The following is a 26,757-nucleotide window of genomic DNA, read 5'->3' as shown; positions in this document are numbered from 1 at the left end:
AACTCTATCAGTTTTCTGACTATCAAGCGAACCATCAGGGTTCAAACTTGTGTTTAAATAAATTTGCGCATTATTCTTCGCAATATAAACATTGCCTTCTCCATCCCCAATGCGAAGTGTTTTATAATTATAGGCTTCATTAGACTTTAATCTTTTAAAATTAACGGAACTGTTATCAAGACCGAGTACTGAAATATACAAATTGTTTAAATCTAAATCTCGAAAATTTTTCTGTTTTCTTTGTGTCAAAAACCATACAGAATTACCGCTTAAATAAAGTTCAGCAGTAGAGCTACCATCAACATAGCTACCCCCTGTCAGTAAAGAATTATCAGCTAAAACAAGTAAAGAGGATTTCTTTTCAGCCATTAATAATAAATGATCAGCACTAATAGAACTATTGAATAAGCTAATATTACCTCCTGCAGTACCGGTACTATAAATAGCTGTACCTCCTGCAACAGTCAGTTTCGTATTTTTTAAATTAACAAGTCGCATCGCAAATTTAATGTCTGCAATATCTAAATTTTTCTTCCCCTCTTTGACTACACCTATTGCATTGTCTTCTGCCTCTATTGTATTGCCTGCTACATTCTCTCCTTTAAAATATATACCATAGAATTCATCTCCTTTTATCTCAATAGTTGTTCCTTCTATATTGGCTTTCGTCATGTTAATATTGCTTGTATAGCTTTGTAAATTTTCACTCAATGAGTTCACAGAAATGGAATTAGAAGTAGCAACCGTATTGTCCATTAATAGGCCATAAGCACCAATAACGTTAATATTTCCATTCTTAAAATCAAGATCACCACCATGATCTATATAAAAAACAGCGTGATTTTTTTGTTCTTTTGTCGCACCTGTTCCGGTAATATGTGTACCATCGAAAGTAACTTTCCCTGCCAACGCCGCATAAACCGCATTACTGTTTGTAAAATTAATTACCCCACCATTTTTAATTTCAACACTTGCCCCTCCCATACTCACAAGACTTGCTTTCCCCTCTTTCGTCTCAATCTGTGGATTGATTAAAATAACATTCGTTGGCCTCCCCAATGCCTGAACAGCTATGTTGCTTTCTTTAATTGCACCATTATACATTGCAATTATTCCATTGCTCACATTAAGAGCTACATGTGTATTACTCACAACCGAGTGCGTTAAAACGACTTTTCCTTCTTTTAATACATCGACACCATATATATTATTTTCAATCTTCTCAGCCTTTTTAGGCATTTTATCTACACCACCAAGAGTTATATTTGTCCCATTAATATCTACACCTTTTCCCTCTGCTATTATTGTCTGAAAATTCTTATTGTTGATTATTTTTTCCTCACCATTACTACATTTATAAATTGACGTAGGACCTACCTTATTTTCATCACACTCAGATGATTGATTGGGTTTTGATTTCACATTATCTTGAAAAAAACAAAAAATAGCTGCTGTAAAGAATAAATAACTATTAAATACTTTGATCATAATTCATTTCACACTTTCTCCCCTGCATTTAAATATGGAAAGCACCCACTTAAAATGAGAAATACAAAGCTAAGTAAATCCTATACAGTTTAATACATTTTGTGTTTTATGTAAAGATAAAAACAAATCTACAACAAGCAAAATCGCACAAAAGATTTATCAGATAAGTAAATTAGAATTAACAAAACACTCCACCCAAAGCTCTCTCCCTAGAGAATCGTGCTTTAGTAAATTTATGCTGATATATCAGCTTACTATGAAATACTATATTGATAGATCATTGGACCAAATATCTAAAAATATTTCTATTATTGAAACGAAATCTCTCAACTAGAACGCATCCTAAAATGTACAACCCATTTTGTTTCGTAACTACGTGTATTGTGCATAATGAAGTTTTCTATAAAAAGAAACAGCACGCACCTCTTTGATCATTGTAAAAGCTTTTGTTAAACGGTAACCAAGAGGCTAATAAATAACCTACAACTGCGTTTCAAAAATAAAATCATCACAGATTAACATAAAATTTATTCTCATTAAAGAAGCACTCACAAAGTTACCTTTTAATATTGCTTTTTATCACCCCTTTAAACTGCATATTCCTCTTAAACAAATCATAAGAAAAAATTCATTTATATAAAAGTGCATACTACAGGATGGCATGCATTATTCCTGATCACTTTTAAAAGTACTGTCTTGGCTTTTTTCATATCCTAAGATTCAAGAAGTAATTTGTCACAAGTTCCCAGTCTCGCAAAGGATATGATATACAAATTATGTATCATTCTCTAACGTATTTAATACAATATCTGTCATTACAGCATTACAGGTAGAATTAGCTTCATCCCCATATTCAAAGAAAAGATAGATTTGAAGCATAGCAATACTTCCGACTATAAATAAATATGAAAAAACTTGTCTTCTCATTTTCTCATAATTACTAATAATATGTAGAAAAATATATTCACTCTGAAAACGATAATTCCAAACATCCTTATTAGATCTATTTTCTCCTTTCTTATTATTTCCTAACAATCTTTGTGCACCATCTGTTCATTTTAGATAAATTTTAAACTATAAGAATAAAGTGCATATTTATAAGACGTTTTCTTGTTACCAAAATCCATATTGAGCTATTTTCAAATGAAAATTTACTGTAATTCTACCAAAAATAGCAGCACTTTTAAACGTAAGTTAATCAACCTCAACTTTCACAATACAAATCTCACCTTTTAACAAAAATTATCAGATAAATTTTATTTTTCAATATCTTATATAGTTTTTCTTATCTTAATTATAAAGTATAAATATAAACAATAACTACATTATTTAATAACTACAAAAACTATCTTTTAAATTAATCAATTCCACTTGTGCTTCATTCTACTTTTTAGCTTTTTTATCTTGATTATAAAGTCATCTTCATTATTTAAACAAAAAATAATCAATTTTTGTAAGATACAAAGAAATTTCTGTCTTTCAAATATATAAATACGCATTAATTTTAGAAACATAATTATATCCAGAACATTTGATACTCATTAGAATTAATTACTCTAAAAATAATGAGGTCATCTAAATAATTCATAACACCACTTCAAATAAAGTTTTGATTTTACTTCATACATATTTCGATACAAAAAACACTCTATATTTGCGTTTATTCTATATATGGACTAAAGTTGCAGAAAATTACTTACATCATATTGTATCATGTGAATCTATTCACTTCTTTTTTGGCAATGAGTTTTATGGTATCCGATATCCCTATCCTCGCCCTTTTACCTCTGGGGGCACATGAATATCATGGCAATCACCTTCCCTTTGAAACAGACTGGATTATTGCTGAATCTTTTGCAAAAGCACTTACCTTGGCAACAAAAGAGCAATTTCAAATTACACTCTTACCAGTTGAAAAAATTGGCTATTCAGTAGAACATATGGATGTTATTGGAACACAAACATTGACTTTTTCTAAGGCTATAGAACGCTGGATCCACATTGGTGAAAATTGTTATCATAAAGGCATCAGGCGTTTTCTTATCCTCAATGCTCATGGAGGTAATGCACCTTTAATGAACATCGTTATTACAGAATTAAGAAGACGTTTTGCAATGCTTGCAGTGGCTACAAGTTGGAGTCGTTTCGGTTTACCAGAAGGCTTAATGGAACCATCTCAGGCACATCTTGACATCCATGGTGGATTTATTGAAACCTCTTTAATGCTATATTTAGCACCAGAAAAAGTACATATGGAGAAAACAGAAAATTTTCATAATAAGCAAGCTGAGATGATTCAAAATTATCGATATTTACGAGCCTACGGACCTCATGCTTTTGGATGGATGATGCATGATCTTAATGAGAAAGGAGCAGCCGGAAATGCAAGCCAAGCAACAGCACAAGCAGGCGAAGCAATCTTTTCCCATGTTCTCGGCGAGCTTCGCGCTTTACTTGATGATATCAAGAAATTTAAAATAGATTCATTATAATGAAAGATATAATTATGGAAAAAATACACAATTCGCCCCTCAAAATTCCTGTTACAGTCCTAACAGGATATCTTGGATCGGGAAAAACTACTCTTCTCAATCGTATTTTAAATGAAAATCATAACAAACGTTACGCAATTATTGTCAATGAATTTGGTGAAATTGGTATCGACAATGATCTGATTGTTGAATCAGAAGAAGAAATTTATGAAATGAATAATGGTTGTGTTTGCTGTACAGTGCGTGGCGACCTTATCCGCGTTTTGGAAAGTCTAATGCAACGTTCTAACCGATTTGATGCTATTATTATAGAAACAACAGGAATTGCTGACCCTACTCCAGTGGCACAAACTTTTTTTATGGACGATAATGTACGTGAAAAAACAGCCCTTGACAGTGTTATTACATTAATTGATGCAAAACATCTACCACTTCAACTGAAAGAAAGCCCTGAAGCAGAAGATCAAATCGCCTTCGCCGATATAATTTTGCTCAATAAAATCGATCTTGTCAGTGCAGAAGAACGAGCACACATTGAAGCGCTTATTTATGCCATTAATTCCAATGCCATTATTTATGCAACAGAACGTGCAAACATTCCTCTTAATAAAATTCTTAATCGCGGTTCATTTGACTTACAACGAGTTCTAGAAAATGATCCTCACTTTCTTAATCATGAAAATCCCGATCATGTGTGTAGTCCCGAATGTAATCATGAACATCATCATAGGCACAACCATAAATCTCTTATACACGATGTTACGATAACCTCTATAAGTTTAAAAACAGGCGCTCTTCAACAAGAAAAATTTTTCTCATGGCTTCAAGAAGTTACCCAAGAACAAGGTCCTAATATTTTACGCTTAAAAGGTATTATCGCGTTTCACGGGGATGATAATCGTTATGTTATCCAAGGTATACATATGCTTCTTGAAGGACAGCATCAACGCCCGTGGCATCAAAATGAAAAACGTGAAAGCCGACTTGTTTTTATTGGTCGTTCTCTCGATGCTGAAAAATTAAAAACTGATTTTGAAAATTGCATATAAGCGAGTCAAAATGCCAAGTATTATCCCTTATAATCTCAAAAGTTATTGTTTATCTTGTGGTTTTATTAACGATAAACCAGCTTTTGTTTCAGTAGAAGGTTTGATTGTTTTTCTTCAACAAAGTCCACAAATCATTGAAGTGCATAAAGGCATAATTTCAAGCTACTTTTCTCCTGATAAGACAGCTATTATAACAGGTGGAGAAGATGGGAAAGTATGTAAAACAACAGCAAATGGTCGCATAGAAATATTAGGCATACAAAAAGGTAAATGGATAAACAGTGTTTCTTTCGGCCCACATAATATATTTGCTTTTGCATCTTCCCGTCTTATGCTAGCTAATATTGGTAAAGGTTTACAAGAGTTTTGCCACAAATACAGTGTAGAAGGTTTAGCTTTCGCTCCAAAGGGATTACGGCTTGCAGTTGCCCACTATAATGGTGTTACTCTTCATTGGTTGTTGACTCAAACAGTACCAACCACATTAGAATGGAAGGGAGCACACTGTGATGTTATTTTCTCACCAGATAACCATTATGTAATCTCCACAATGCAAGAGAATGCCTTGCATGGTTGGCGTCTTGCAGACAAACAACATTTACGTATGAGTGGCTATCCAAGCAAAGTTAAAAGCTGGTCTTGGAGCACAAAAGGAAAATGGTTAGCAACATCAGGTGCATCAGCTGCAATCATTTGGCCTTTTCATACGAAAGATGGTCCAATAGGTAAAGCACCGTTAGAACTTGGTATACGAACAAATGCACTTGTTAGTGTAGTTTCATGTCATCCAAGCAAAGAAATTGTAGCTATAGGCTTTAATGATGGAATAATTTCGTGTGTACATTTTAGTGATGGAAAAGAAATATTTCTTAAACTTTGTAGCAAGAGCGCTATTTCAGCGCTCAGTTGGGATAAAACAGGTCATTACCTTGCCTTTGGCAGTGAAAATGGTGAATGCGGCATAATAAATATGACCACTTAAAAATATAACAATAAATTATCTCTTATGCTTTAAAATTGATCATCTTCTTCCCCGCAATATCTGCTCTAGACAAGACCACTGTAATCCACTGATTGCTGATACACAAAATTACTATCAAAGATTATATTAGAAAATAATTGAATATAAACAATAGCTCCTCTTCCATTATTTAATACAATCACGAGTAACTATATTCACACGAAATTAACTTAAAATATATTTAAAATGCTAAATAGCTCAAAATTATTATTAAAATAATTGCGGAAAATTACCACTAATCGCTGTTTTTGTTATTAACCAATAGCGATGAAGCAATAATGAAGTTGCATTTTCCTGAAAAACTTTCGCTCCCAACTGTACTATTTTTTGCAAAGATGCCGGCGTAACTGCGAGTGGGAGAAATGCTGGTTTAAGAGTTTTAGGCAAAATAACAGAATGGCCATAAAACTTAAAATAGTAATCTCGCGATAACGCTACCATAGCCTCAATGATCCGCTGTTTTTGTTCATCATTAATGCAATCAGAATCTAGCTCTTCCCGACTTATCCCCAAAGCCTCTAACATATCATTAGGAAAATAACATTGATATCGTGATTGCATCAATGGCAAAAGACGTAATATACCACTTAATGCTTGAGCTATTCCCCCATATTTACAAGCATCTGTAAAATTTGGTTCCATATCAAAATCTAATATCTGACAAGACAGCTGCAATATTGTACTTGCTGTTTTACTACAATAAGTTTCAAGATCGTGAATAGTTATTATTGGATTATTGTAAAGATCAAAAATACGCGCATCACAATAGTGTAAAAAAGCTGTTTTGGATAACTTAAACAAAGTAATTGTTTTTAATAAATCATTTAAAATCGGATTACTCTCAATATTTTGTTCTTCATCATTAGCAATAGAATCGCGCCACCAACGTAATCGTATCTCACCAATAAGAGGATCACGCACACTTTCGCGAATACGAGCAACCTCTGCATTAAAAGCGTAAAGAGCGGCTAATGCTCGGCGTTTTTGTTTGGGTGCAAATAAAACTGATATATAACGATCACGATCTGTATTACGTAAAATATCAAGAGAATAAGGAAGAAAATTTGTCATTCTACTGCACCTATTAATACTTTCTTATCGTGCTTAAGATATTGTTTTATTATATTTTAAAGTTAGGAATTCTAAAATAAATATGAGGAAATAGGATTTCATACTTTCCTTTATAAGGCACTAAAAATCAAAACTTATTTTCAAGATGATTTTGGGTTTATGTCAAGTATCAAAAGCATTGAGGTTTTTCCCTTTGTGATTCGATCTTTTGTGCACCTTTCCACCCACAGACGTGAACACCTTGTTTGTTGTGCTTTAAGATTTGCCTTGCCAAATTTGGACTGATAACCGTAATGTCGTTTCTCTCCAAATATATTGGAGACCAACCAATACAAGAAGCGTATTCATTTATGACGCACCCACTCAGAAAAAGCAGCACGCACATCGGCATCACTTTTCTTATTAACTTCATTTTCTATTTCCAGCAGTGTTATTGCTCTCTTGACAATGGTCTCTGTTTGTTTTTGCCGTTCAGTCTTCTTCCCCAAACGAAAACCCCTAACTACGGCTACAAAAAAGCGGTTAAAACCGCTATGCAATAAACACTAACCTCAGACAGGACGCAAAAACCATAATCGTTGCTAAAGCCCATTGCATAAGACCATTCCCTACTAACAATTCCCCAAGTCCCAAAAAAGAAGCTATAACAAGAGCAAGAATTTCTGCTTTTAAAATCCCTGTGGAACGCAACTGTAAGCCCTCCCATTTCTTCAAATAATTGAGACAATTTTCAGTGATTTTTCATGCCATCGTTCAATTCCATTCTATAAATAAACTTTAATCAATACAGTACCATCTCCACTACCCCCAGTTACCGCCAAGAAAACTATTATCACCATGACAAAGTTCAGTATTTTCACCGTTAAATCCACCTTTTTGATAAGATTGAATTGAGACTCAATCAAAAGCTATCATAAATTGGTCAACTTTTGTTTCTCTGCCACCATAATCACCATCAGCTATCTCTCCTTTTCCAATTTGCACTGAATTCTCACCAAGAACTTTTCCTTGTTCTTACGTATGTACAACAGCCACCAGTGCCATCCTTGCCAACAGAACTGCTAACTCCAGCATTGGTACTACCCCAACCCCACATCTAAAATTCTGTCTCATCAGTGACAGCTTCTAGCCAAGGGATATCATCGCTTTCTGTCATAAAAATTTCAATCGGTTTTCTCTTTTTATTACAATGATAGCTTCCATTGCTGTCACTGTTGCTGTTTCTTCTATTTACCTGAACCGAAGCAAGAAGATTAATAAGTATATTCTCTGTTTTTATACCATTAGTCCAATCTTGTTTTTCAAGAGCTTGAATGAAATAAACTTTTTTCTTGCACTTATCAGCTGTCTTTTGCGCTTAATTAGCTATCTCTTGCACACTATTCATGCCAGCTTGTGCACTATGCGCTGCTGTTTCTTTTGCATCGTCGATGCCCTTTGTATATCATACATCTTTGCAATTTGTATGTGCTTTTCAGCTGTTAATAGAAAATGCTTGTCTCTCTCTCGCATATTGTCGATATAAAAAGCATCTTTTGCGACTTTTTGAGGATCATAGACTAACTTTGACATCACAAGAGACTTGGATAACGAAAAGCAACGGATGGTATTTTTCAGCTCGACAGATGAAATAGGATAATGAACGCCATTATCATCCATAGGCCATTTTTTTAGGATTGGTCCGAGAGGACTCAACCATTGTAACTTCAACCTTTCTTCTTCGCTCAGGATTTTTTGTATAACCTTCAATCATGCTTTCTATAGAAAATGCGTTTGACTGCAAATTGTCAGAATCATACGTAGAAACCTTCATATCACCAATCTCTAAAAAAGACAGTTTTACCCAACTAACTTCCGATAAGTGAATCTCTTCACTCGGAAATGCATTTGTTTTAATCTCATAAATTGTGGCTTTAATCTTTGTAAGCAAGTGCCCCAATATCTCTCTTGGAAACGGTATCATCCGTCTTTTTTCCTTGAGCCGCTGTTGCAAAATATTCCACCGAATAAGCCGCTGAGCTCTCCACTGAAATAGGAGCAAAGCGCCTTACTGTTTAAAAAGCCTTTTTTGAATTCTTCTTTTGTTGCTGGTTCAATCGTAAATGCGTGCGTATGATGGGGAATAGGCATGGCATTCAATTCCTTAATAAATTCATTGGTAAGATTCTATGGAAGGGAGACCCTGCAAGCGCAATTCATCAATAATTTTTTCAGAGTTTCTAGGAATTCATCTGTCATTTTTAATACTCTATCAAAGCACTTAAAAGATCACGCTGAACACCATTTTGATAAGAACAGTGATCTTATTAATGATGCATAAATCATTCTATTACTGATATAAAAAACACGGATTTGCAACGCCTCAACAATATCATCATAGCATATGAATTATTCAGCATTCGAAGATTTCATGATTTTATGGTATAAATAACAGTTGCATTAATAGGAAATATTTCTGTCTCACCTTTTGAAGAAAGACTGACCTTATGGGTATCGGAATCAGATGAGTTCGTCGTTCTTACTTTATAGAGTTGCTCCTGCTAAAATTACAATTTTTATTTTTTGTCATTTTCCTGTTAACATATTTATAAACAAACACAGTATTTTTTCTTCACTCGATTACCCTTAGCTGTTCATGCTAAAATTCTCACTCCGCCCACTAATGTTCGCATGAGTAGTGCTTTCCTGTGCTTAATTAGATTTCATTTCTGTTATTATAACTGCCTTTCTTATTGCTATGAAAAATATTTTAATTTTATTGCTTCTCTTCTAGGACCTCTACTCTTGCTCATTTTAATTAAATGCTTATATGCAAGTTTTTACAAATATAAAAACCTAAAGCTCTAAAAAATCTATATTTGTAAAAATTGTAGTAAAAAACATAGGCTTATAAAATATACACATATTTTTTTGATAAAGTATAATAAATATTATAATTATAATTGAATAATATCTAATTATATTTATTATACTTATCGAATTAAAGGGAGAGGAGATATGTATTATAAACCTACACTATTGTTTATGGTAATGATAATATTTTTATCAGTAGGTGGTTTAATTTCTACTGATATTTTCTTGCCAGCACTTGGAAATATGCGTCAATACTACCAAGTCACAGAATCTAGAATTCAATATGCAGTGGCAATTTTTTTATCTGCATTAGCTGTTGGACAACTCATTTATGGACCTCTTAGTGATAATTTTGGGCGTAAAAAAACACTTCTGTTTGGCTTGTTTTTATGGCTGTTTGCGACATTAGGTATAATTTATACAGTCAATATTCAAGCCTTTTTAACACTACGCTTTTTACAAGGTCTTGGAGCCTGTGCAGGGATTGTTTTAAGTCGCGCTATTATTAATGATTTAATGGATAAAGAAACCGCAGGAAAATTTTATTTGGTTATTTTCCCTTTTGTTGGAACATCACCAGCACTTGCACCATTAATTGGCCAGCTTTTATTACAATTTTTTAATTGGCAATCCATTTTTATCTTTTTAAGCCTTTTTATACTTTTATCCATTTTCCTCTGTCACTTTGTATTAATAGAAACTCTCCCTCTTACAAAACGTCAATCTTTTACTTCTGTGGGAATTATTAAGAGCAGTTTAGGAGTCCTTAGAAATAAACAATTTATTTTTTACGCATTGATTCCATGTTTTGCGTATGCAACCTACTTTGCTTATATCGTAGAATCTCCTTTTTTCCTTACAAACTTAGGTTTATCAACTTTACACATTGGTTATAGCTACATTGGCGTTTCTTTAACCTATATCTTGGGTAATTTGATAGCGCGAAGCTTTCTTAAGCGAGAGTCTATGGAACGCACTATTCGGCGTGGATATGTTACTTTTGTTATGGGCGGTATATTATTTGCTATACAAATGTATGTAAGTCCGTGGCCGCTTCTAACAAGTTTAATAGCCATTTCTATTCTTACTTTTGGCAATGGTTTTTTGTTGCCATTAGGAACAGCATTGGCCATTTCATCACATCCACAAGCTGCTGGAGCAGCATCTGGAGTTATGGGAGCATTACAATTAGGTAGTGCTGCATTCAGTGCAGTAATTATCGGAACAATATCTGGACATAATCCATGGGGTTTTGCCATTGTATTGGCTACATGTTGCATAGTTGGTTTTGTAATTTATAGTCGAAAAGCAAATTATTTTATAACTTTGAAGTAAATTATATAATCAATTAAGGGAGGAATTATGCTTAAAAAGCTTGATGTTACTTTACGAGATGGAAGTTATAGAAATCAATTTTCTTTTTAACTAAATTATATCATTAACCATGTTAAAAATCTAACAGAAGCTCAAATTGAATATATTGAAATTGGTTATCGTAAAGATTCATTTAAGCCTATAGATAACATAGGCCAAACGGGATTGTGCTCTAATGATTATACTCAAGCATTACGCAATGCTGTCCCTGATGCTAAACTTGTTATTATTGCACATCCACATAATATCAATCAGATATTCTTGAGTTAAAGACTTTTGGCATTACACTTTTACGATTATGTCTAAATAAAAATGACATTGAGTTTACATTTGTACTTTGCCGCTATGCTCGTTCTTTAGGGATATCTACCAGTATCAATATTACGAGAGTGAGTAAAGTAGATGAAAACTATTTACGTAATATAGCAATAGAAGCGGTTAATTGTGGAGCGCACATTTTATATTTAGCAGATTCTAATGGAAGCCTCTTACCCGAGAATGTCACCCAACTCGTACAAAAAATAAAAGATATTTCACCTTTAGAGATTGGTTTTCATGTGCACGATAACTTAGGTATAGCTATGACAAACAGCATAACAGCTGTAGAATCAGGTGCAAGTTTTATTAATAGTTCATTAATAGGGATGGGTAAAGGAACAGGAAATCTCACTTTAGAGTCATGGTTAACGCTTTTAAATTTTCATAAAAAGAAAGCATATTATAATATAGGTAAAATTTTGCAACAGACAGAAAATCTAAAAAGCTATTCCTTTTCTTCACCTGTGTATCGAAGCACTTTTGATTTTCTTTTAGCCCTCAGTAATTTAAGCTTTGAATACCAATCTTTGATAGAGACTAAAATTTCTTTAGGTATAGAAGAGGCACTAGTTACTATTCAAGCCTTAAAACAAAAAGCTCAGGAGATCTAAATAATATGAGCTTACATAGTGTTATTCTTGCGCCTGTAATGCCAGTCTGGAACAAAGGAGCTTTTTGTTCTCCACTTAAAAACCTATTTTTAGAAAAAAATTTAAGGTTACACTATTAGATACGTTATCTCTTTTTTCTAGTAGCTCTACGGCAGTAGTTATTCCTTCACTTACGGCAGAATTCAAGGATCGTTTTCGGGAGCCTTTTATACTTGTAGGATTTGCTATGGCTGGGACATTAATACAAATGTTGGTAGCATAACTTCCAAATATACAAGCTGTTCTCGCTGTGAGTGCACCTGGTTATCCAGATGCTCTTTTGCAAAAACGACTTGGATATATTCTTACTGTACTGGAAGATGGTGTTTATCACAAGCTTTGGAAATATTAGATGCTCTTGTGCAGCCTGTTGGATCAATTAAAAAAAGAATTCAGATGGAAATTCCTGCTAACCAAAAAGAATAGCTATTGAACGTATGCAAAGAGGATTTCGACTCCTTTTAGAAATGGATGCAAGGCATGAGATTGTTAAATATGGTGGAAAGTTTTTATCTTTAGTTGGTGAGAAATCACAACTTGCAACCATAGACAATCAAACACGAAGTTACAACCTCAATCATGAATATAAGATTATCCCTGGTGCTGCTACGCGTCCATGGGATGATAATTTTTTGTGACATATACAATCGTTAATCAATGGATCAATAAATTATGAAAAAGAAAGTTCTTGTATTACCTGGTGATGGGGTAGGTGCAGAAGTCTGTGATACTGCAATGATGATTTTAGAGCAACTTCAGCTACCGATCAAATTAACCTATGGAGATATTGGTTAGGAATGCTGGAAACAAGAAGAAGATCCTGTTCCGAAAACAACTTGGGAAAAAATTGCCGAAAGTGATGCTGTTTTACTTGGAGCCATCACTAGTAAAGGAAAAGAAGCCGCCTTGAAAGAGCTTGCACCGCATTTAAAAGAGAAAAAAACCTGTATACGTTTCGCCTGTTATTCAGCTTCGTCAAAAGTTAGGTCTTTTTGCGAATATACGTCCTGTAAGATATATTGTTGGTCCGAGAAAGCCTTTTCATTTTTGTGTTATTAGGGAGAATAGTGAAGGTCTTTATGCAGGATTAGATTTTCGCAGAATAACTCCTGAAAAAGCTGCATGGTTAAAACATCCTAATTTAGAAAGATATAGTCTTAATGAAGCAGCATGGACGGTACGTTTACAAACACGTTTTGGTTTAAAGTGGCTATTTAAATATGCTTTTTCTTATGCACAGAAATATGGTTTTAAGCGAGTTACTTTTGCTGATAAGCCAAATGTTATGCGAGAAAGTGGACAATTTACTCAGGAAATTTTTGAAAATATTACTCAAAATTATCCAGAAATCGAAGCAAACATTCACAATGTTGATGCGGTTGCTTTATGGATTGTAACAAAACCAGAATATTTTGGTGTGATTGTTGCTGAAAATATGTTTGGCGATATTCTCTCCGATCTTGCTGCTGGAGTAATGGGGGGGATTAGGGCTTGCTCCTAGCGCAAATGTAGGCAATAAGACTGCTTTTTTATTTTGAACCTGTTCATGGAAGCGCTCCACGTATTGCTGGACAGAATAAAGCCAATCCTTCTGCCATGCTTTATACTACAGCTTTACTTTTGGAGCATTTAGGCTTTCAAGAGGCAGCACAACAACTATCTGAAAGCATTGATCAAGTTATTCGTGCTGGAAAAACCGTCACCTATGATTTGGGAGGTTTAGCTACTACTCATCAGATTGCTAAAGCTGTTCTTAATTATCTTGTAAACCCTATTTCTGTTTGTCATGCAGCAATTATTACTGTTGGTGATGAACTCCTTTCAGGACAATATTTGAATACGAATTTGCAGAATTTGAGTCAAAGTTTGGAAAGAAAAAATATTCAAGTAACCCGTCATTTTGTTTGCGCTGATCAATTACAGCAAATAAGTAAAACTGTAATTTCTTGTCTTAGACAAGAAGATCTCATAATTATCAGTGGAGGACTGGGACCAACATCTGATGATAAAACACGTGATGCCATTGCTCAAGCTGTGAAGAAACCTTTAGTTCATCATGAAAATGTTTGGCAAAAAATAAAAGGTCAACTGCAACAATTAGATATTGTTCCAGATACTATAATGCACGTCAAGCTTTGTTTCCTGAAACAGCAAAAGTGTTTGATAATCCTACTGGAACAGCACCTGGTTTTTACCTTTCCTGTGATAGAAGTTCTCTTATTGTTTTGCCTGGTCCGCCTACACAAGCTCTTATGCTTTTAGAAGACTATTTAAATCATAATGAGAAGGAGTATTCTCCTGTATCGCGTCCTCAATATGTGTGGACTTTGATTGGAATTGATGAAAGTACAATTGCGAATTGGGTTGATTGTCATTTCGTCAATGAACCATTTGAACGACATTTCTTATGGAAAAGTCCTTATGTTCTGGTACAATTAATTGGTCAGTCCTCAGTCCCTTTAGCGCAACATTTAATTGAAAAATTTGAAAGTCATTTTTGTTCATATCTGGTTGGCGCAGAGATAACTACCGCTCGTGAACAGTTAGCGATGCATGTAGAAGTTCATTGGTCAGCAAATGATCCACTACTTTTAAAATATTTTCAGTCCATAGAAAAGAGTACAAGCAATGTTCCACAGATTGAGGCTGAAGTTAACTTATCACCTTCCTTAGAAATATTAAAAAAGCAAAAGGAAAACCTCGGACATGCTACAATTACTGTACGAATAAAAGGCTATGGTGATGATTGTATAACTTTTCCTTATACACGACCGCTTTTAGAAGTGGTTTTACCAGAATACGCGGCTTGGTTAATTTTAAAAAGATATTTATATCAGAAGAATAGTAAATGATTCCTAATGAGAATATAGAAATACTCAAAAAACGATTATTAGCATTAGATACAGCAGCTATTTCTGATGCTCTAGATAGTTTATATTTACAAGCGGCTTTACCTAATATTAAACCACGCCTAAACAATATAAAAATAGCTGGACCTGTGTTTACAGTACAATATGAAAAATTTACGCCTCAAAATCAGCAATTTGCGAATGCTGGTAATTATATTGATGATGTACCTGCGAGATCTATTATAGTGATTGATAACAATGGACGATTAGATTGTACCAGTTGGGGAAATATTTTGACTCATAAGGCACTACAACAAAAAATTGTAGGAACTATTATTCATGGTTCTGCTCGTGCTATTGCTGAAATTAGAGCTCTACATTAGCTTCTCTTTACAACAAACATTTATATGATTTCTGGTAAAAATCGTACACGCGTACGAGCTGTGCAAGTGTCTTTAATAATTGAGGGAATAAAAATTATTCCCGAAGATTGGGTTTTTGCTGACGATAATGGTGTATTAATTCTTCCTAACTCAAAGTTATCTGAAATTATTAAACGTGTTGAAAATGTTGATAAAACAGAAGCACATATTTTGGCTGCACTCAAGGATGGAAAACGGCTTGAAAATATAAGGATACAAGAAGGCTATGAAGCACCTTGGAAGGAAAAATTGTGAGTAAATATTTTACACAATTCTGGCGTAAGAAATTAAATTTTTTAGATATTCATTATCACGCACGTCCAGATTTATTTAATAGAACCTATTCTGCTTATGAAACAGCACAAATTTATGCTAAACACAAAGGTGGAGTTATTTTAAAAAATCATTTAGGCAGTACAGCTACACTTGCCACAGCTTTATAAGAACAAAATTTACCTGTTTTTTGGCTCTATTGTTCTTAATTACGCCTCAGGTGGTTTAAATATACTTTCGGTTAAACGTGCTTTAGCGCACTATAAGTTTGCTTCACAACCCAAATTACTTGTACATTTGCCTACCATTGTGCCAACATCTCATCGTAGCTGGCTCAAACGAAATTTTTCTAATGATTATGCCGCTTTTCTTGCTCAACAACTAACAGCTATCACCTGTGATAAAGGGCACCTAAGATTAGAGATTTATGAGCTCATAGCTTTCGCTGCTGACAATGAGATTGTTCTCTCTTCAGGACATGCTTCTAAAAATGCAACTTTACGTTTATTAGATGCAGTAGCGAAAAAAGAGAACTGTACGCTCCTTTTAAATCAACCAGCTAATCCGATGACAGGTTTTTCTGCTGCCCAATTACAAGCATTGGGAGAACATGATTGGCTTTATATAGAACAATGCGCTCTAACTTTTTATTTAGGATACCAAACAAAAGAGGACATGCTTTACGTGTTATCTAAAATTAATAATGTGATTTACAGTTCAGATCTTGGACAATTGGGGGAACTGATATTCCAACATGGCTAAAAGACAGTGCAAATTGGTTTCAGGAAGCAAATCTCTCTCTTTCCAAAGTGCAAACAATAACGCTTGATAATCCTTTAAAAATGCTGTCACCAACTGGTTAGTGAATAAGACCTATACTGTAATGAGATTTAATTCAATAATTATAAAAATTTCAAAAAGATTATAATAATACAAATTTACGAAATGATAAAGTGCAGTAAACTATAGCTAACATCTCCCTTTAATAATAAGCTCCCTGAACGGCCTTAAATAGTCACCTTCCCAGATATGCTTATAAAGCTCCGAACGTTTCCTAAGATCATCAAGTCGTGCCTCATTCAATATCTGTGGAAACTTCGAATTGTCTGGCTAATTGATCTCAACACGCTTAATGACTTTATTGTCTGAAAAGCGAAAGCGCCTTTCAACCAGTGCATTGTCTCTTAAGGGAGTCTATACCACTCATAATTCTGTTCCCCATAGCTCTGCACGCCATCCCTCACCTTCTTCACGTAAAGTCAGTATAAGGTTCTGCCAGGCCTTCTCAGTTACCGGTTTGCCTCATCAACCCAACAAAGAAAAAGTCTATCCATCGATTTGATACTGGCTATATTCCGGTCTAGTCCTGAAAACTGAAAGGCTATACGGCTATCCTTCAACCTAATCGAAGCCTCTACAACCTTATAATAATCCTTTTAAAAGTCATGGGATTCAATAGCACGCTTAATTTCCTCCAATGAACTCTCAGCAAGTGAATTTTGAAATTGACGCGCACAAAGGATAGTGCCGATATTACCCCTATGCCAAATTAATAGCCTTTTAAAGCAGCCATCCAGGCAAAGGATCTTGTTTTGCAAGAACCCCATCCACCTTTATGCTGCTTTTACTAAAGCATCCTCTGAAAAATCAGCATAAGCTTTGGTACAATCTTAAATAGAATCAATAACCACACAACTCTCTCATTTTTTAATTAAAAAATTGATTTTATTAAATAATATATCAATCTATCGCAAATAATAACGCAGCAACTGAACGATCTTCAGCCAATAAAACATTAAATGTACGTACTGCAGCTCCCGTATTCATTGTATCTGTCGAAATATGCTTTTCCCATAAAAGACACCGCAATTTTTCGGGTAAACTCAACAATTCGAGTCCAGTACCTATCAATAAAATCTCAATGTCATTTGCTTCTTCTAAAATACGAGAAATATTATCCTGTGTAGGAAGAGGCTCCGCCATGTCAATACCATAAATACCTGATGGTAAACAAATAATAGAACCTTTATGAGACATATCTGCGAAACGAAACCCCCCATTCCCATAAGCATCAATAGGCGCTCGTCCTGGAAAATGTGCTTCACGAATTTGAATTGCATATGACATAATAGGCATCCTTCATTTTTGGAAACCCAATTGCATTTTCTCTCCTAAATTAGTAAGAGGAAATAATAAAAACTAACCAGCGCAGATTATAACACATTATCAAAGATGCGTAAAATCTTTAATAACAAAATTACCACAATAAAAAAGAGAATAGTGTCCTAAGCAGTATTGCAAATAATATCAAAAAATTTGCAATAAAATGTAACGAATACCTATATCATAGACAGAGAAAAACATTCCAATCTGTTTTCTTCAAAAAACTTAATTATACACAGCAAGCACACTGAGTAATAAAATAATTTCTATAAAAATAAACAGAAATCCAATGCGATTTATTAATTATCAATCTACTTATAAAATATAATGGCCCTTATACAAAAAGCCATTACGTGTCCATAAAAGTAACTCTTCAAATAATCATATAAAATAACTATATTTTTGGTTTATTTTTCTTTTGTATTAATTTTTTTACTTTAGTAGAAGAAACATTTTTCTTCATTTCAGCCTTATTTTCAGAAGTTTTTGATGCTTTTATCTTAGCGCTAGGTTTTGATTTTTCTTCCGATAGTGGTTCGCCTTTAACGCGAACATCGGCCAATGTTGAACGAATAACACGAATACGTATACCTTCGCTAATTTCAACTTCTAACTCACCACTTTCATCATAAACTTTTGTAACCTTACCAAGAACACCTCCACCCGTTACAACTGTATCCCCACGACGCACAGCATTAAGCATTTCCTGCCTCTTTTTCATTTGCGCGCGCTGTGGACGAATGATCAAAAAATACATAATTGCAAAAATTAAAATGAAAGGGACAAAGGTAATAAATGATGTTCCATTCGAAGTATCACTTATAGCCTGAGCGTAAGCGTTAGTAACCAACATTTTTATCTCCTATAGATTAAACTTCAAGTATCTCTCACTTTATTAAAATAAATTTTTGCCTCAGAAGAAGAACCCAATGAACAAAAATTTAAAAAACAGATTTTATTTCGTTTTTCTATATATCATGTAAATATCAGCTTTTCTCTAAATTAAGTAGTAGAATACTTAAGAACTTATTATTCAAAATACAGCAATCATTTCATTTTTTGTATATTTTTACTGACTTTCATAATTGTTTTTAAATAGAGTTCTTTAAGAAAGAGTACTCTTAATTTGTGTTCTTCTTCAACATTCCAGCTAAACATTGGGAAGGACACTATTCATTCTATTAAAAAATATAGAATTTGTATTCTCTTAGATAATAAGATCCTTATTTATCTCCCCTTCCCCCCCAAAAAAAAACCCGAAAGCAAAAACTTTCGAGAACTATAAACCAGAATTTTATAATACAAACAGTAGTGTGAGGTTTTTAGACACGATTTTTGAAACACTGTCAATATAAAAATACTATATGTTGATACAATCTATATGAATCATCTACAGTTAAAGGATTTACAAATTGGCCATCAATAAAAGGAATACCATCTATATGAAAATGAAATTAGTGTTACTTTCAAAAACAATAACAATAAGTACTCCCTTAGCTTTTGTTATGTGTAGTATCGGAATATGGGCTACTTTTTCAATTGTCTTCAATTTTTTTCTCTTGAAACAAGCATTTATTATTCATTTTTTCATTATCTCTTGTATCATCTCTTTTATTGTCATATTTTTAAAATCATGGTTCACAGCTTTTTTTGTTATTGGAATAGTAAGCTGCGGAGGTGTACTTATGAGCCATTTATTCAATCAGTTGCTCCTACTGTGGTTCACAGTAGAACTTTTAATGCAATAGTTTTTCATACTTTTATGAAAATTGATAATTTAAAAAATATTTATGAAAGATCTCACGAGAGCATAAAGTAAATTCGTATTTTTTGTCAATTGTAAAACTCGAACAGAATATTATCAAATGTCTTCACCATTCATTTAAAACAGAATCAATCAGATTAGAATAGCTTCCCTTCCCAACGACCAGCAATAATAAAACAACTCGAAATAACTCTCTTATCTCACTATTAAATGAATAATTACCCTCGACAACCGATACCACTTGACAATTGAAATGCTATTTAAGCTAATCACATAAGAACTTAGAGAACATTACAAGGAAACTTATATTTGGAACTACAGTAGATGAATTAACATAATTTTGAATTATCTAAATTGACCTCTTCCCTATTCTAAAAGACGAGAATTCTCACGAGCGCCTATCTTGAAACAGATAAACTTCGTCCGACATTTTCCTACTGCTGATCGCTTACGCGGCCATTTCATAGGCCTTGCGAGCGAACCCTACCCTGAATATTTCCTACGTTTAAACGAAAGAACCTCCTCACAATAATATATTAAGCCTCTTAAGATTATTTGTCTGATGAGTAAAGTGCTATAGGGACTTATATCTCTAATCTAAAGTACGAAGTTTTATAGCGAAAAGATAAAATGGCAACCGGTTTAATTTTCTAAATATTCAGCGGGATCAACAGGAAGAGAATTCTTACGCACTTCAAAATAAACACGCGGTGTTTTGGCATCCCCTGAAAAACCGGACTTTGCAATTTCATCACCACGCCGTACCTTTTGCCCTCTATTAACAATAAGCTTACTATTATGCCCATAAATAGTAATAATATTGTTTTCATGCCGAATCATGACAACGTTACCAAGCTCTTTCAACCCATCACTAGCATAAATAACAACACCATTTTCTGCAGCTTTTACTGATGATCCTTCAGGAACCATGATATCTATTCCTCGATTAACTGCAGTTCCTTTTTTTTTGCCAAAGTGACTCAACAAACGTCCTCGCACAGGCCATCGCATCTTAGAAATACCGGTCAATTGTGGAGTTATAGTATCATTTGGATCAGTAATTTGATCTGATGTATCATTTATAGACTTATGTATTGTTACTTGTGTAGGAGCACTTTTCTCAATGCTTAACGTATCATTTTTAACCTCAGGCATAATCTTTACAGAATTCTGATGCACAGATGTAGGAGCTTTGCTTTGTTTCATAGAGGATACAGTCTTAGACTGAGATGAGGATACCTTTTTTGATGTATCCGAAATACTATTTTGAACATTTGAAGCCATCTTTGTACTTTGATTTGGAATAATCAACGACTGACCAATATAAATAGAATTACCGTTTATACCATTAGCTAACCTTAACGTATCAACACTGACACCCAACTGCTGCGCAATACTTAATAATGTATCCCCACTCTGCACAATATAAGAATTCCTCTTTAAAACAGGAAAAATATTAGCCTGTGAATAAGGAAGAGTTCCAAGATTTTTAGGTGGTATCCCCATAACCTGCCCATCAGGAAAAAACTGCTTGTTCTTATCAGAATAAAAAACTTCCTCTTGTCTCGAAGAATTATTATATGGAGAATTGTAACTAGCTTCTGAAATACCGCTCGATTCTACAGGTGGCAATTCACTACTTTGTATTTTAACATTTTGTGATAACATTCGCGGATCATCAGTCATAGTCATGAATGTAGTTGACTGGGTAGAAGTGATATCATTATAAGAACCACCAGAAAAACGCTGCGTATTGGAACTACAACTAGCAGCTATTAATGTCACCATCAAAAGAGCAACTTTCAGAAAAATGCACTTTAAAATGCTGCCCAAAACCCTTAAATGCATAGTTTTGCTCACTAGCTAATATTAAATTATTCTATTAAAGCTTTCTAATCTTACCTAAGAGTTAAAATTTTTAAAATATCCATAAATACTTCCATAATAAAATTAAAATGTTTTGTCGTTATGTAGAATAGGCAAAATATTTAGCAATATCTTAAATTCACAATTACAAAACTTCTGCAATATTTTCTATGAAGGGTTGATAACGCACTTGAAACATTTCTGAGCGTTCAAACTGGCTACCAATCTTTGTATAACGCATCACTTTTTGTATCCCTTCATCTGGTCCAATAGCTTGAATAAGAATTCCATTTCCCGCTAGAAGTTCTAAGCATTCTTTTGGTTCATTCGAACATGATGGCCAAATGAGAATACGATCAAATGATCCCAAGCCTGTAATGCCCCGACTTCCATCGATCTGCCTTATAGTAATGTTCTCAATCCCTAAATGCTGAAACCTTTGTCGTGCTAAATCAATAAGTGTTTTATAACGATCAACTGTTGTTACACGATCACTAAGACAAGCCATAAGGGCAGTACAAAAACCAGAGCCCGTACCAATTTCTAAAACACGGTGCTTCTTTTTCAACGATAATGCGGAAAGAATCAAAAGCTGCTCCTCTAGACGCTCAATATATTCGCCACATTCAATCGGAATAATTTTATTATCATAAGCACTATTAAGCCAAGAAACAGAAACAAATTGCTGGCGTGGAACTTTCTCTAATGCTGCAAAAAAATTTATATCATCAATGCCTCTACTGCGCATTTTCAACACAAGACTTGCTAGCTCTTCACGAAATCGTAAAATGCCTTTTTGCTCCATAATATCATTTGATCTCCAATAAAATGGCTATCTTAATTGTATATACGAGTTCTCCCCTTATAAACAATTACACCTTGCATATAAATACCATTAATTCACTAACAAGTTCTCATAAATAAGAATACAATAAAATCAATTAATTGTTTGCTTTTATTTTTTTAATTCCCTCCCAGGACTCATGCTCGTGCATACTTGAATTCCCGGTTCTTCATAAAAACTACCAAGGATGAAAGGAACAAATAATAACGTAGATACCACGATGTATATGAATATTCAATTAAGCGCAAAATAGCTCTCATTATAATGTGCTCTTATATCATAACGCTAAAAATTACTAAAGATTCAGTAGTTTGAACATGTTTATACAAGTTAAGTAATTTGAATTTTTGAAGATTTCACCTTAATTTAAAAACCAGGTTTATTCATCACAACAAAGAATATGATTTAGAAAAACATAAAATTATAAAAATTAAAATTTGAGTCTCCTCAAATTCCTCCTCTATTTATATAAAGCATTTATATCTTTTGATTTTATACAATGCCTGTATCATATACATATTAATCATAATAAGTTTGGACATATACATACTTCTACTTTTTTGGAAAATCATTAAGATTAAAATTTAATAAAACTTTCGAAATACACTCCTTATTGCCTTCAAATTTAGTATGCTCGTGATAAGCACATATTTTAAGAAATCTCAAAATAAGTTGTAGAAACACCTTTTTACTCTAAAGCATTATTGATCTTTCATTTTACAAACAAAATGAACTTTATTAAATTAAAAAAAATAGTAACAAAAATGAAACAAAAAGCTAAAAAAATACAAATCACTTATAGAAAAAATATTATAAACTGCAATTTAAAAACTCTTGTGAAGAGTTTTTATCATTAAAAAATTCACTTCTTCTGTTAAATAATTCTAACTCTATTTATAAATATCTCATACTGCAAATCCAATTAATTTATAGAATATTCCTTACAGATATCAACAAATTTCTAGGTATTCTGTATTTTTATAATTTCAATATTCCACTTAATCATACTTAAAATAACATCCATGATGACAAAAAAATTATTGAACAGTAATAGACCAATTGACAAAAATAAGAGTATTAGATTTTTTAATAAAAACAATTTGACTACTTGACAATATTTCCTTTATGAATGAAAAGAACAAAATGCTCATTATTAAGTATTCAATTCTAAAGGTTATAATAATGGCATAGACAGTAAAGCATGTTTCCTGTTTTTAAGAAAGCTGATTAAAAAATGAGAAAGGCTGTATAGAAATAACTTCAAATGTTGGTTTTATTTCTATCATATTGAAGAAGTTATAAAATGTAATTGAAGTAGTTATTTCAACTACTGAGTGTCCATATAATTAGAAAGGAGGACTCTTTGTTTGTCAAACGTTGAGATTTTGAAAGATACGCGAAGGGGGATTATTCACTACAAAGTGATTTAATATTTTTAAACATAACATTGTAAAGGAATAATCATGTCGATAAGAGACTCTGAAGCTTTAAAAAAAGCAGAACAGTTGTTGCTGCAACAAAGTCGTAATTACACCTATACTAATTCTAGTTCTGGAAATAACAATATATTAAAAAATAAATTTGGGATACAAGATCGTGAGCTCTTTCAGGTAAAGTGTGCTCATGAAGTGACAAAAGAGATTGTTAATGTGCATCAAGAACCAGTGCCAAAAAAAATTGATTACTCTTATCTAAAACAACTTCACAAACGCTTGTTTAAAAAAGTATTTGACTGGGCTGGAGAAACACGCGATGCTTCAATTAAAATGTCAGATGGTACAATTGCTGACATGTCAACGACTAGTCAAAATTCTCCTTTTGCATCTAATAGTGACATCAAAAAATGCTTAGAGGAGCTCAATGAAAAGCTTGCTCAAAGAAAGACTAAAAATTCTTCACAAGAAAAATCAGAAGAAAAACTTGCTGATTCTCTAACGACTGTCTATGCATTACTTAACCATGCACGTCCTTTCGTAGAGGGCAATGGGATTACACAACGGTTATTTGTGAATAAAATCTCTCAAGCTGAGGATCAGAAGCTTGATTTTTCAATTGTGACACAAAAACGTATGGAAGATGCAATTGTTAATGCAGCAAATGACAATTTAGCATCTATGCAACATATGTTTGAAGATGCTTCTAATCCACAAAAAATTAAGACTTTGAAAACAGTCCTAAATGGAGCAAATTCTACAGATATAGAAGAGCTTACACAGGGAATTGTTACAACACCAATCCCAGGAAAAATCTATACAGGTGTCTATAAAAGTCGTCAACTGGACACTATTGTGATAAAAACGAAGGATTCTGTGATTGTATGCAATAAATGTGATATTCCAAGAGATAAATTCCGAAAATTAAAGTTAGGAGATACAATCAGTTTTAAAGCGCTTAGCAATCTTGACGATGTTTTTATCCCAGGACGAGAAATACCTGATTTAACAAGCTATAAAGTTATAGAAATGGCTGTATGGAGTCCTTCTGTTCAAAAGCAAAGGCTAGAAGTTGAACGTTTAGCAAAACTTGTGTTTGGAAAACGTGAGAAATTATCTAATTACCTAGAGCGGGTTCATGAGAATCCAAATTCAGCGACAATGCTTGCTGATAAAATTGCATGCTCCTATAAATCTATTTCTAAGCTTGCGGGTTTTGGAACATATGGGATAAAAAGTCCAAAACGTAACACAGCTGAAAAAAGTCTTATAGCCCTTAGCGATGCAGTTAAAAGATATGGAGAGTGCCTAAAGTCTTCTAAGGAGGAGATTCTTCAAGAGCATAGGAGAGAACAATACCGCGTTGCAAAAGATGTACATTTACCTACCAAAAATTTGGAGCGTTTTCTTAATATGTCATCAAATGAGCGTGGGAAAATTCCTATTCCTGAAGTTGTTAGTCTCAACAAAGAAGCAGCCCAATTTTTAAGTCAAGTTAATTCTCGTCTTTCAGCAAGTGAGCGTAAAATGGTTAATAATAATGATTATAAATCGCTTGCTGAAAGTGTTGGTATTCCAGAAGACAAAGCAAAACAGATTGTGGTTACCGTTAAACAGATTAAATTTGTACAAGATCCGGCTAATTTAGTTAAGCCTTTAATAAAGCCTTTTCCCAAACAAGGAATGGCTATAGCCGGTTAGGACTGTTGTAAGTTTTTCTTTAATACTTAGGGGGGGGGTATTTAGAAAATAAGGAAACATTAATAAAAAATACTTCATTAATATAAATGTGATGAAAAAGGTTTTTATATGCAAAGTTATATATACTTTGTTGAATGCGGATAGTTTGTAAATATAAAATAGACAAATATCACGTATATAAAGTCGATAAAGTTTATGATAGACATTTATGAAAAGTATTAATTCAAATAATTATAATTAAATTAAGTAATCATTATTAAGTATTTTCTAATTTTAGGGTTTTAATGCAATGGCTCTTGTAAAGAAAAAACAAAGATCTGAAAGTTTTTTAATTCCTCCACGACCAACATCTACTGTATTGTTCGATAAATCATTCAATGAAATCGAAAAAAGTATGGATAGTTTTTTTTCTCAAAACAAGAGAAGTGAAATTAGAAAATTGTCAGCGATTGTGTTTAGAGACAAAACGGTTTTAGATAAGAAAATAGATCAGATTATTATCGAAAATCCCAATTCTGTGCATGAATTTGCCGCACTGATCAGAGAAAATCCTGAATTTTTTGGTAAACTTGCAGGTTTTAAGAAATTTGGACTAAAAACTCTGGGCCGTATAAAAGCTGAAAAAAATATTTTAAAACTGAGTGACACAATTATAGAATATGTGCAAATCGTAGATGAAATATCAAATAATTATTTAAAAAAAGTAAAACGCTTTGCACAACCAATTGAAATGTTAAATGATAATGTGCTGAATCTGCTTAATCAACCAAGTAACATACGGCAAAATATTTTAAAACAGCAGGATACTTCTGAACTTTACACAGAAATTTCGTATTTTTTAGATGACATTACTTATCGTCTCTCAGCAAGCGAGTGTGAAATGCTTAAGAATCGTAATTATGAAATGCTTGCTGAGAGTGTGGGTATATCAGAACATAAAGCACAAGAAATTATAAATATTGTAGAGCAAGTGGAAAATATGCAACTAGAGATTCAAATGATTAATGAAAGCAAATTTTCTAAAAATGAGAATATTTATGAAAGTTATGACCCATATGAAGCTCAAGCGCAAAATTCTGAAAGTTTTCTTGTTCCCTCAGAAAAAATAGATCCTATCTATGAAAA

Annotated in this window: 23 protein-coding genes and 2 pseudogenes; 13 read left to right on the top strand and 12 right to left on the bottom strand. The window is 33.3% G+C overall.

The genetic code is table 11. From position 1 onward, the window contains the following. The coding region (locus M4Z11_RS04245; RefSeq protein ID WP_500861493.1) for an autotransporter outer membrane beta-barrel domain-containing protein at nt 1–1,488 on the bottom strand (1,488 nt) is incomplete at its 3' end. A gap of 1,751 nt (nt 1,489–3,239) precedes the next feature. Between M4Z11_RS04245 and M4Z11_RS04240 the strand changes: the two genes are divergently transcribed. Genes M4Z11_RS04240 through M4Z11_RS04230 form a run of 3 tightly spaced genes read left to right on the top strand, consistent with a single transcriptional unit; the run spans nt 3,240 to nt 6,011 of the window. Continuing rightward, nucleotides 3,240–3,980, top strand: a complete 741-nt coding sequence (locus M4Z11_RS04240; RefSeq protein ID WP_249676680.1) for a creatininase family protein — start codon at nt 3,240–3,242, stop codon at nt 3,978–3,980. A gap of 14 nt (nt 3,981–3,994) precedes the next feature. Further along, a complete protein-coding gene (locus M4Z11_RS04235; RefSeq protein WP_249676679.1) occupies nt 3,995–5,029 on the top strand; it encodes a CobW family GTP-binding protein in 1,035 nt (344 codons plus the stop codon). Nucleotides 5,030–5,039: 10 nt separating this feature from the next. Next, nucleotides 5,040–6,011: a WD40 repeat domain-containing protein gene (locus M4Z11_RS04230; protein WP_249676677.1), complete on the top strand. Its 972-nt coding sequence runs from the start codon at nt 5,040–5,042 to the stop codon at nt 6,009–6,011. 249 nt (nt 6,012–6,260) lie between these two features. Here the strand turns inward: M4Z11_RS04230 and M4Z11_RS04225 are convergent, their stop codons facing one another. The 6 genes from M4Z11_RS04225 to M4Z11_RS04195 form a co-directional block, all read right to left on the bottom strand. Further along, nucleotides 6,261–7,121 (bottom strand): phytoene/squalene synthase family protein, encoded by an 861-nt coding sequence (locus M4Z11_RS04225; protein WP_249676676.1) that lies wholly within the window; start codon nt 7,119–7,121, stop codon nt 6,261–6,263. 344 nt (nt 7,122–7,465) lie between these two features. Beyond that, entirely contained in the window at nt 7,466–7,660 is a 195-nt protein-coding gene (locus M4Z11_RS04215; protein ID WP_249676671.1) for a hypothetical protein, read from the bottom strand. Continuing rightward, a complete protein-coding gene (locus tag M4Z11_RS04210) occupies nt 7,653–7,811 on the bottom strand; it encodes a hypothetical protein (RefSeq protein ID WP_249676670.1) in 159 nt (52 codons plus the stop codon). Before M4Z11_RS04210 ends, M4Z11_RS04215 begins: the two co-directional genes overlap by 8 nt. Nucleotides 7,812–8,504: 693 nt before the next feature. Further along, nucleotides 8,505–8,780: a hypothetical protein gene (locus tag M4Z11_RS04205; RefSeq protein WP_249676668.1), complete on the bottom strand. Its 276-nt coding sequence runs from the start codon at nt 8,778–8,780 to the stop codon at nt 8,505–8,507. Continuing rightward, a complete protein-coding gene (locus M4Z11_RS04200) occupies nt 8,773–9,084 on the bottom strand; it encodes a hypothetical protein (RefSeq protein ID WP_249676666.1) in 312 nt (103 codons plus the stop codon). The genes M4Z11_RS04205 and M4Z11_RS04200 overlap by 8 nt, the downstream gene beginning before the upstream one ends. Next, nucleotides 9,081–9,251 (bottom strand): hypothetical protein, encoded by a 171-nt coding sequence (locus M4Z11_RS04195; protein ID WP_249676663.1) that lies wholly within the window; start codon nt 9,249–9,251, stop codon nt 9,081–9,083. Before M4Z11_RS04195 ends, M4Z11_RS04200 begins: the two co-directional genes overlap by 4 nt. Before the next feature lie 867 nt (nt 9,252–10,118). Between M4Z11_RS04195 and M4Z11_RS04190 the strand changes: the two genes are divergently transcribed. The 8 genes and pseudogenes from M4Z11_RS04190 (at nt 10,119) to M4Z11_RS04150 (ending at nt 16,622) form a co-directional block, all read left to right on the top strand. Further along, nucleotides 10,119–11,309, top strand: a complete 1,191-nt coding sequence (locus M4Z11_RS04190) for a multidrug effflux MFS transporter (RefSeq protein ID WP_249676660.1) — start codon at nt 10,119–10,121, stop codon at nt 11,307–11,309. 296 nt (nt 11,310–11,605) lie between these two features. Next, the gene (locus M4Z11_RS04185) at nt 11,606–12,277 is read left to right on the top strand and encodes a hydroxymethylglutaryl-CoA lyase-like TIM-barrel protein (protein WP_349628751.1); all 672 of its coding nucleotides are present in this window, start codon (nt 11,606–11,608) and stop codon (nt 12,275–12,277) included. A gap of 476 nt (nt 12,278–12,753) precedes the next feature. After that, nucleotides 12,754–12,954: a hypothetical protein gene (locus M4Z11_RS07420; RefSeq protein ID WP_349628750.1), complete on the top strand. Its 201-nt coding sequence runs from the start codon at nt 12,754–12,756 to the stop codon at nt 12,952–12,954. Nucleotides 12,955–12,988: 34 nt separating this feature from the next. After that, nucleotides 12,989–15,168: pseudogene (locus M4Z11_RS07375) on the top strand (isocitrate/isopropylmalate family dehydrogenase). Further along, nucleotides 15,165–15,548 carry an RraA family protein gene (locus M4Z11_RS04160; protein WP_249676655.1) on the top strand — a complete coding sequence of 128 codons (384 nt, stop codon included), beginning with the start codon at nt 15,165–15,167 and terminating at the stop codon, nt 15,546–15,548. Before M4Z11_RS07375 ends, M4Z11_RS04160 begins: the two are co-directional and overlap by 4 nt. Nucleotides 15,549–15,572: 24 nt before the next feature. Beyond that, the gene (locus M4Z11_RS04155; RefSeq protein WP_249676653.1) at nt 15,573–15,842 is read left to right on the top strand and encodes an RraA family protein; all 270 of its coding nucleotides are present in this window, start codon (nt 15,573–15,575) and stop codon (nt 15,840–15,842) included. Further along, nucleotides 15,839–16,030, top strand: coding sequence for a DUF6282 family protein (locus M4Z11_RS07370; protein WP_349628749.1), 192 nt, complete (start codon nt 15,839–15,841; stop codon nt 16,028–16,030). The genes M4Z11_RS04155 and M4Z11_RS07370 overlap by 4 nt, the downstream gene beginning before the upstream one ends. After that, nucleotides 16,014–16,622: a DUF6282 family protein gene (locus tag M4Z11_RS04150; RefSeq protein WP_283772507.1), complete on the top strand. Its 609-nt coding sequence runs from the start codon at nt 16,014–16,016 to the stop codon at nt 16,620–16,622. The genes M4Z11_RS07370 and M4Z11_RS04150 overlap by 17 nt, the downstream gene beginning before the upstream one ends. A gap of 223 nt (nt 16,623–16,845) precedes the next feature. On the opposite strand, the pseudogene M4Z11_RS04145 reads toward M4Z11_RS04150, so the two are convergent. The 5 genes and pseudogenes from M4Z11_RS04145 to M4Z11_RS04125 form a co-directional block, all read right to left on the bottom strand. Next, nucleotides 16,846–17,514 (bottom strand): annotated as a pseudogene (locus M4Z11_RS04145) (phage terminase large subunit); the annotation flags it as partial. 86 nt (nt 17,515–17,600) lie between these two features. Then, a complete protein-coding gene (locus M4Z11_RS04140; RefSeq protein ID WP_249676651.1) occupies nt 17,601–17,987 on the bottom strand; it encodes an Mth938-like domain-containing protein in 387 nt (128 codons plus the stop codon). 430 nt (nt 17,988–18,417) lie between these two features. Next, nucleotides 18,418–18,876 (bottom strand): preprotein translocase subunit YajC, encoded by a 459-nt coding sequence (yajC, locus tag M4Z11_RS04135; protein ID WP_249676649.1) that lies wholly within the window; start codon nt 18,874–18,876, stop codon nt 18,418–18,420. A gap of 1,554 nt (nt 18,877–20,430) precedes the next feature. Next, nucleotides 20,431–21,636, bottom strand: coding sequence for a M23 family metallopeptidase (locus M4Z11_RS04130; RefSeq protein WP_249676647.1), 1,206 nt, complete (start codon nt 21,634–21,636; stop codon nt 20,431–20,433). A gap of 163 nt (nt 21,637–21,799) precedes the next feature. Next, complete coding sequence (locus M4Z11_RS04125; protein WP_249676645.1) at nt 21,800–22,459, bottom strand: protein-L-isoaspartate(D-aspartate) O-methyltransferase; 660 nt, start codon at nt 22,457–22,459, stop codon at nt 21,800–21,802. Nucleotides 22,460–23,961: 1,502 nt separating this feature from the next. Here M4Z11_RS04125 and M4Z11_RS04120 point away from each other — a divergent pair. Together M4Z11_RS04120 and M4Z11_RS04115 are read left to right on the top strand one after the other, a co-directional pair. Beyond that, nucleotides 23,962–25,632, top strand: a complete 1,671-nt coding sequence (locus tag M4Z11_RS04120) for a BID domain-containing T4SS effector (RefSeq protein ID WP_249676643.1) — start codon at nt 23,962–23,964, stop codon at nt 25,630–25,632. 289 nt (nt 25,633–25,921) lie between these two features. Further along, nucleotides 25,922–26,757, top strand: an 836-nt coding sequence (locus M4Z11_RS04115; RefSeq protein ID WP_249676641.1) for a BID domain-containing T4SS effector, incomplete at its 3' end; no start/stop codon positions are given.

Origin of the sequence: Bartonella bilalgolemi (genome assembly GCF_023500045.1) — a bacterium.
Taxonomy (GTDB): Bacteria; Pseudomonadota; Alphaproteobacteria; order Rhizobiales; family Rhizobiaceae; genus Bartonella; species Bartonella bilalgolemii.
This window is presented reverse-complemented; position numbering and strand designations above follow the sequence as displayed.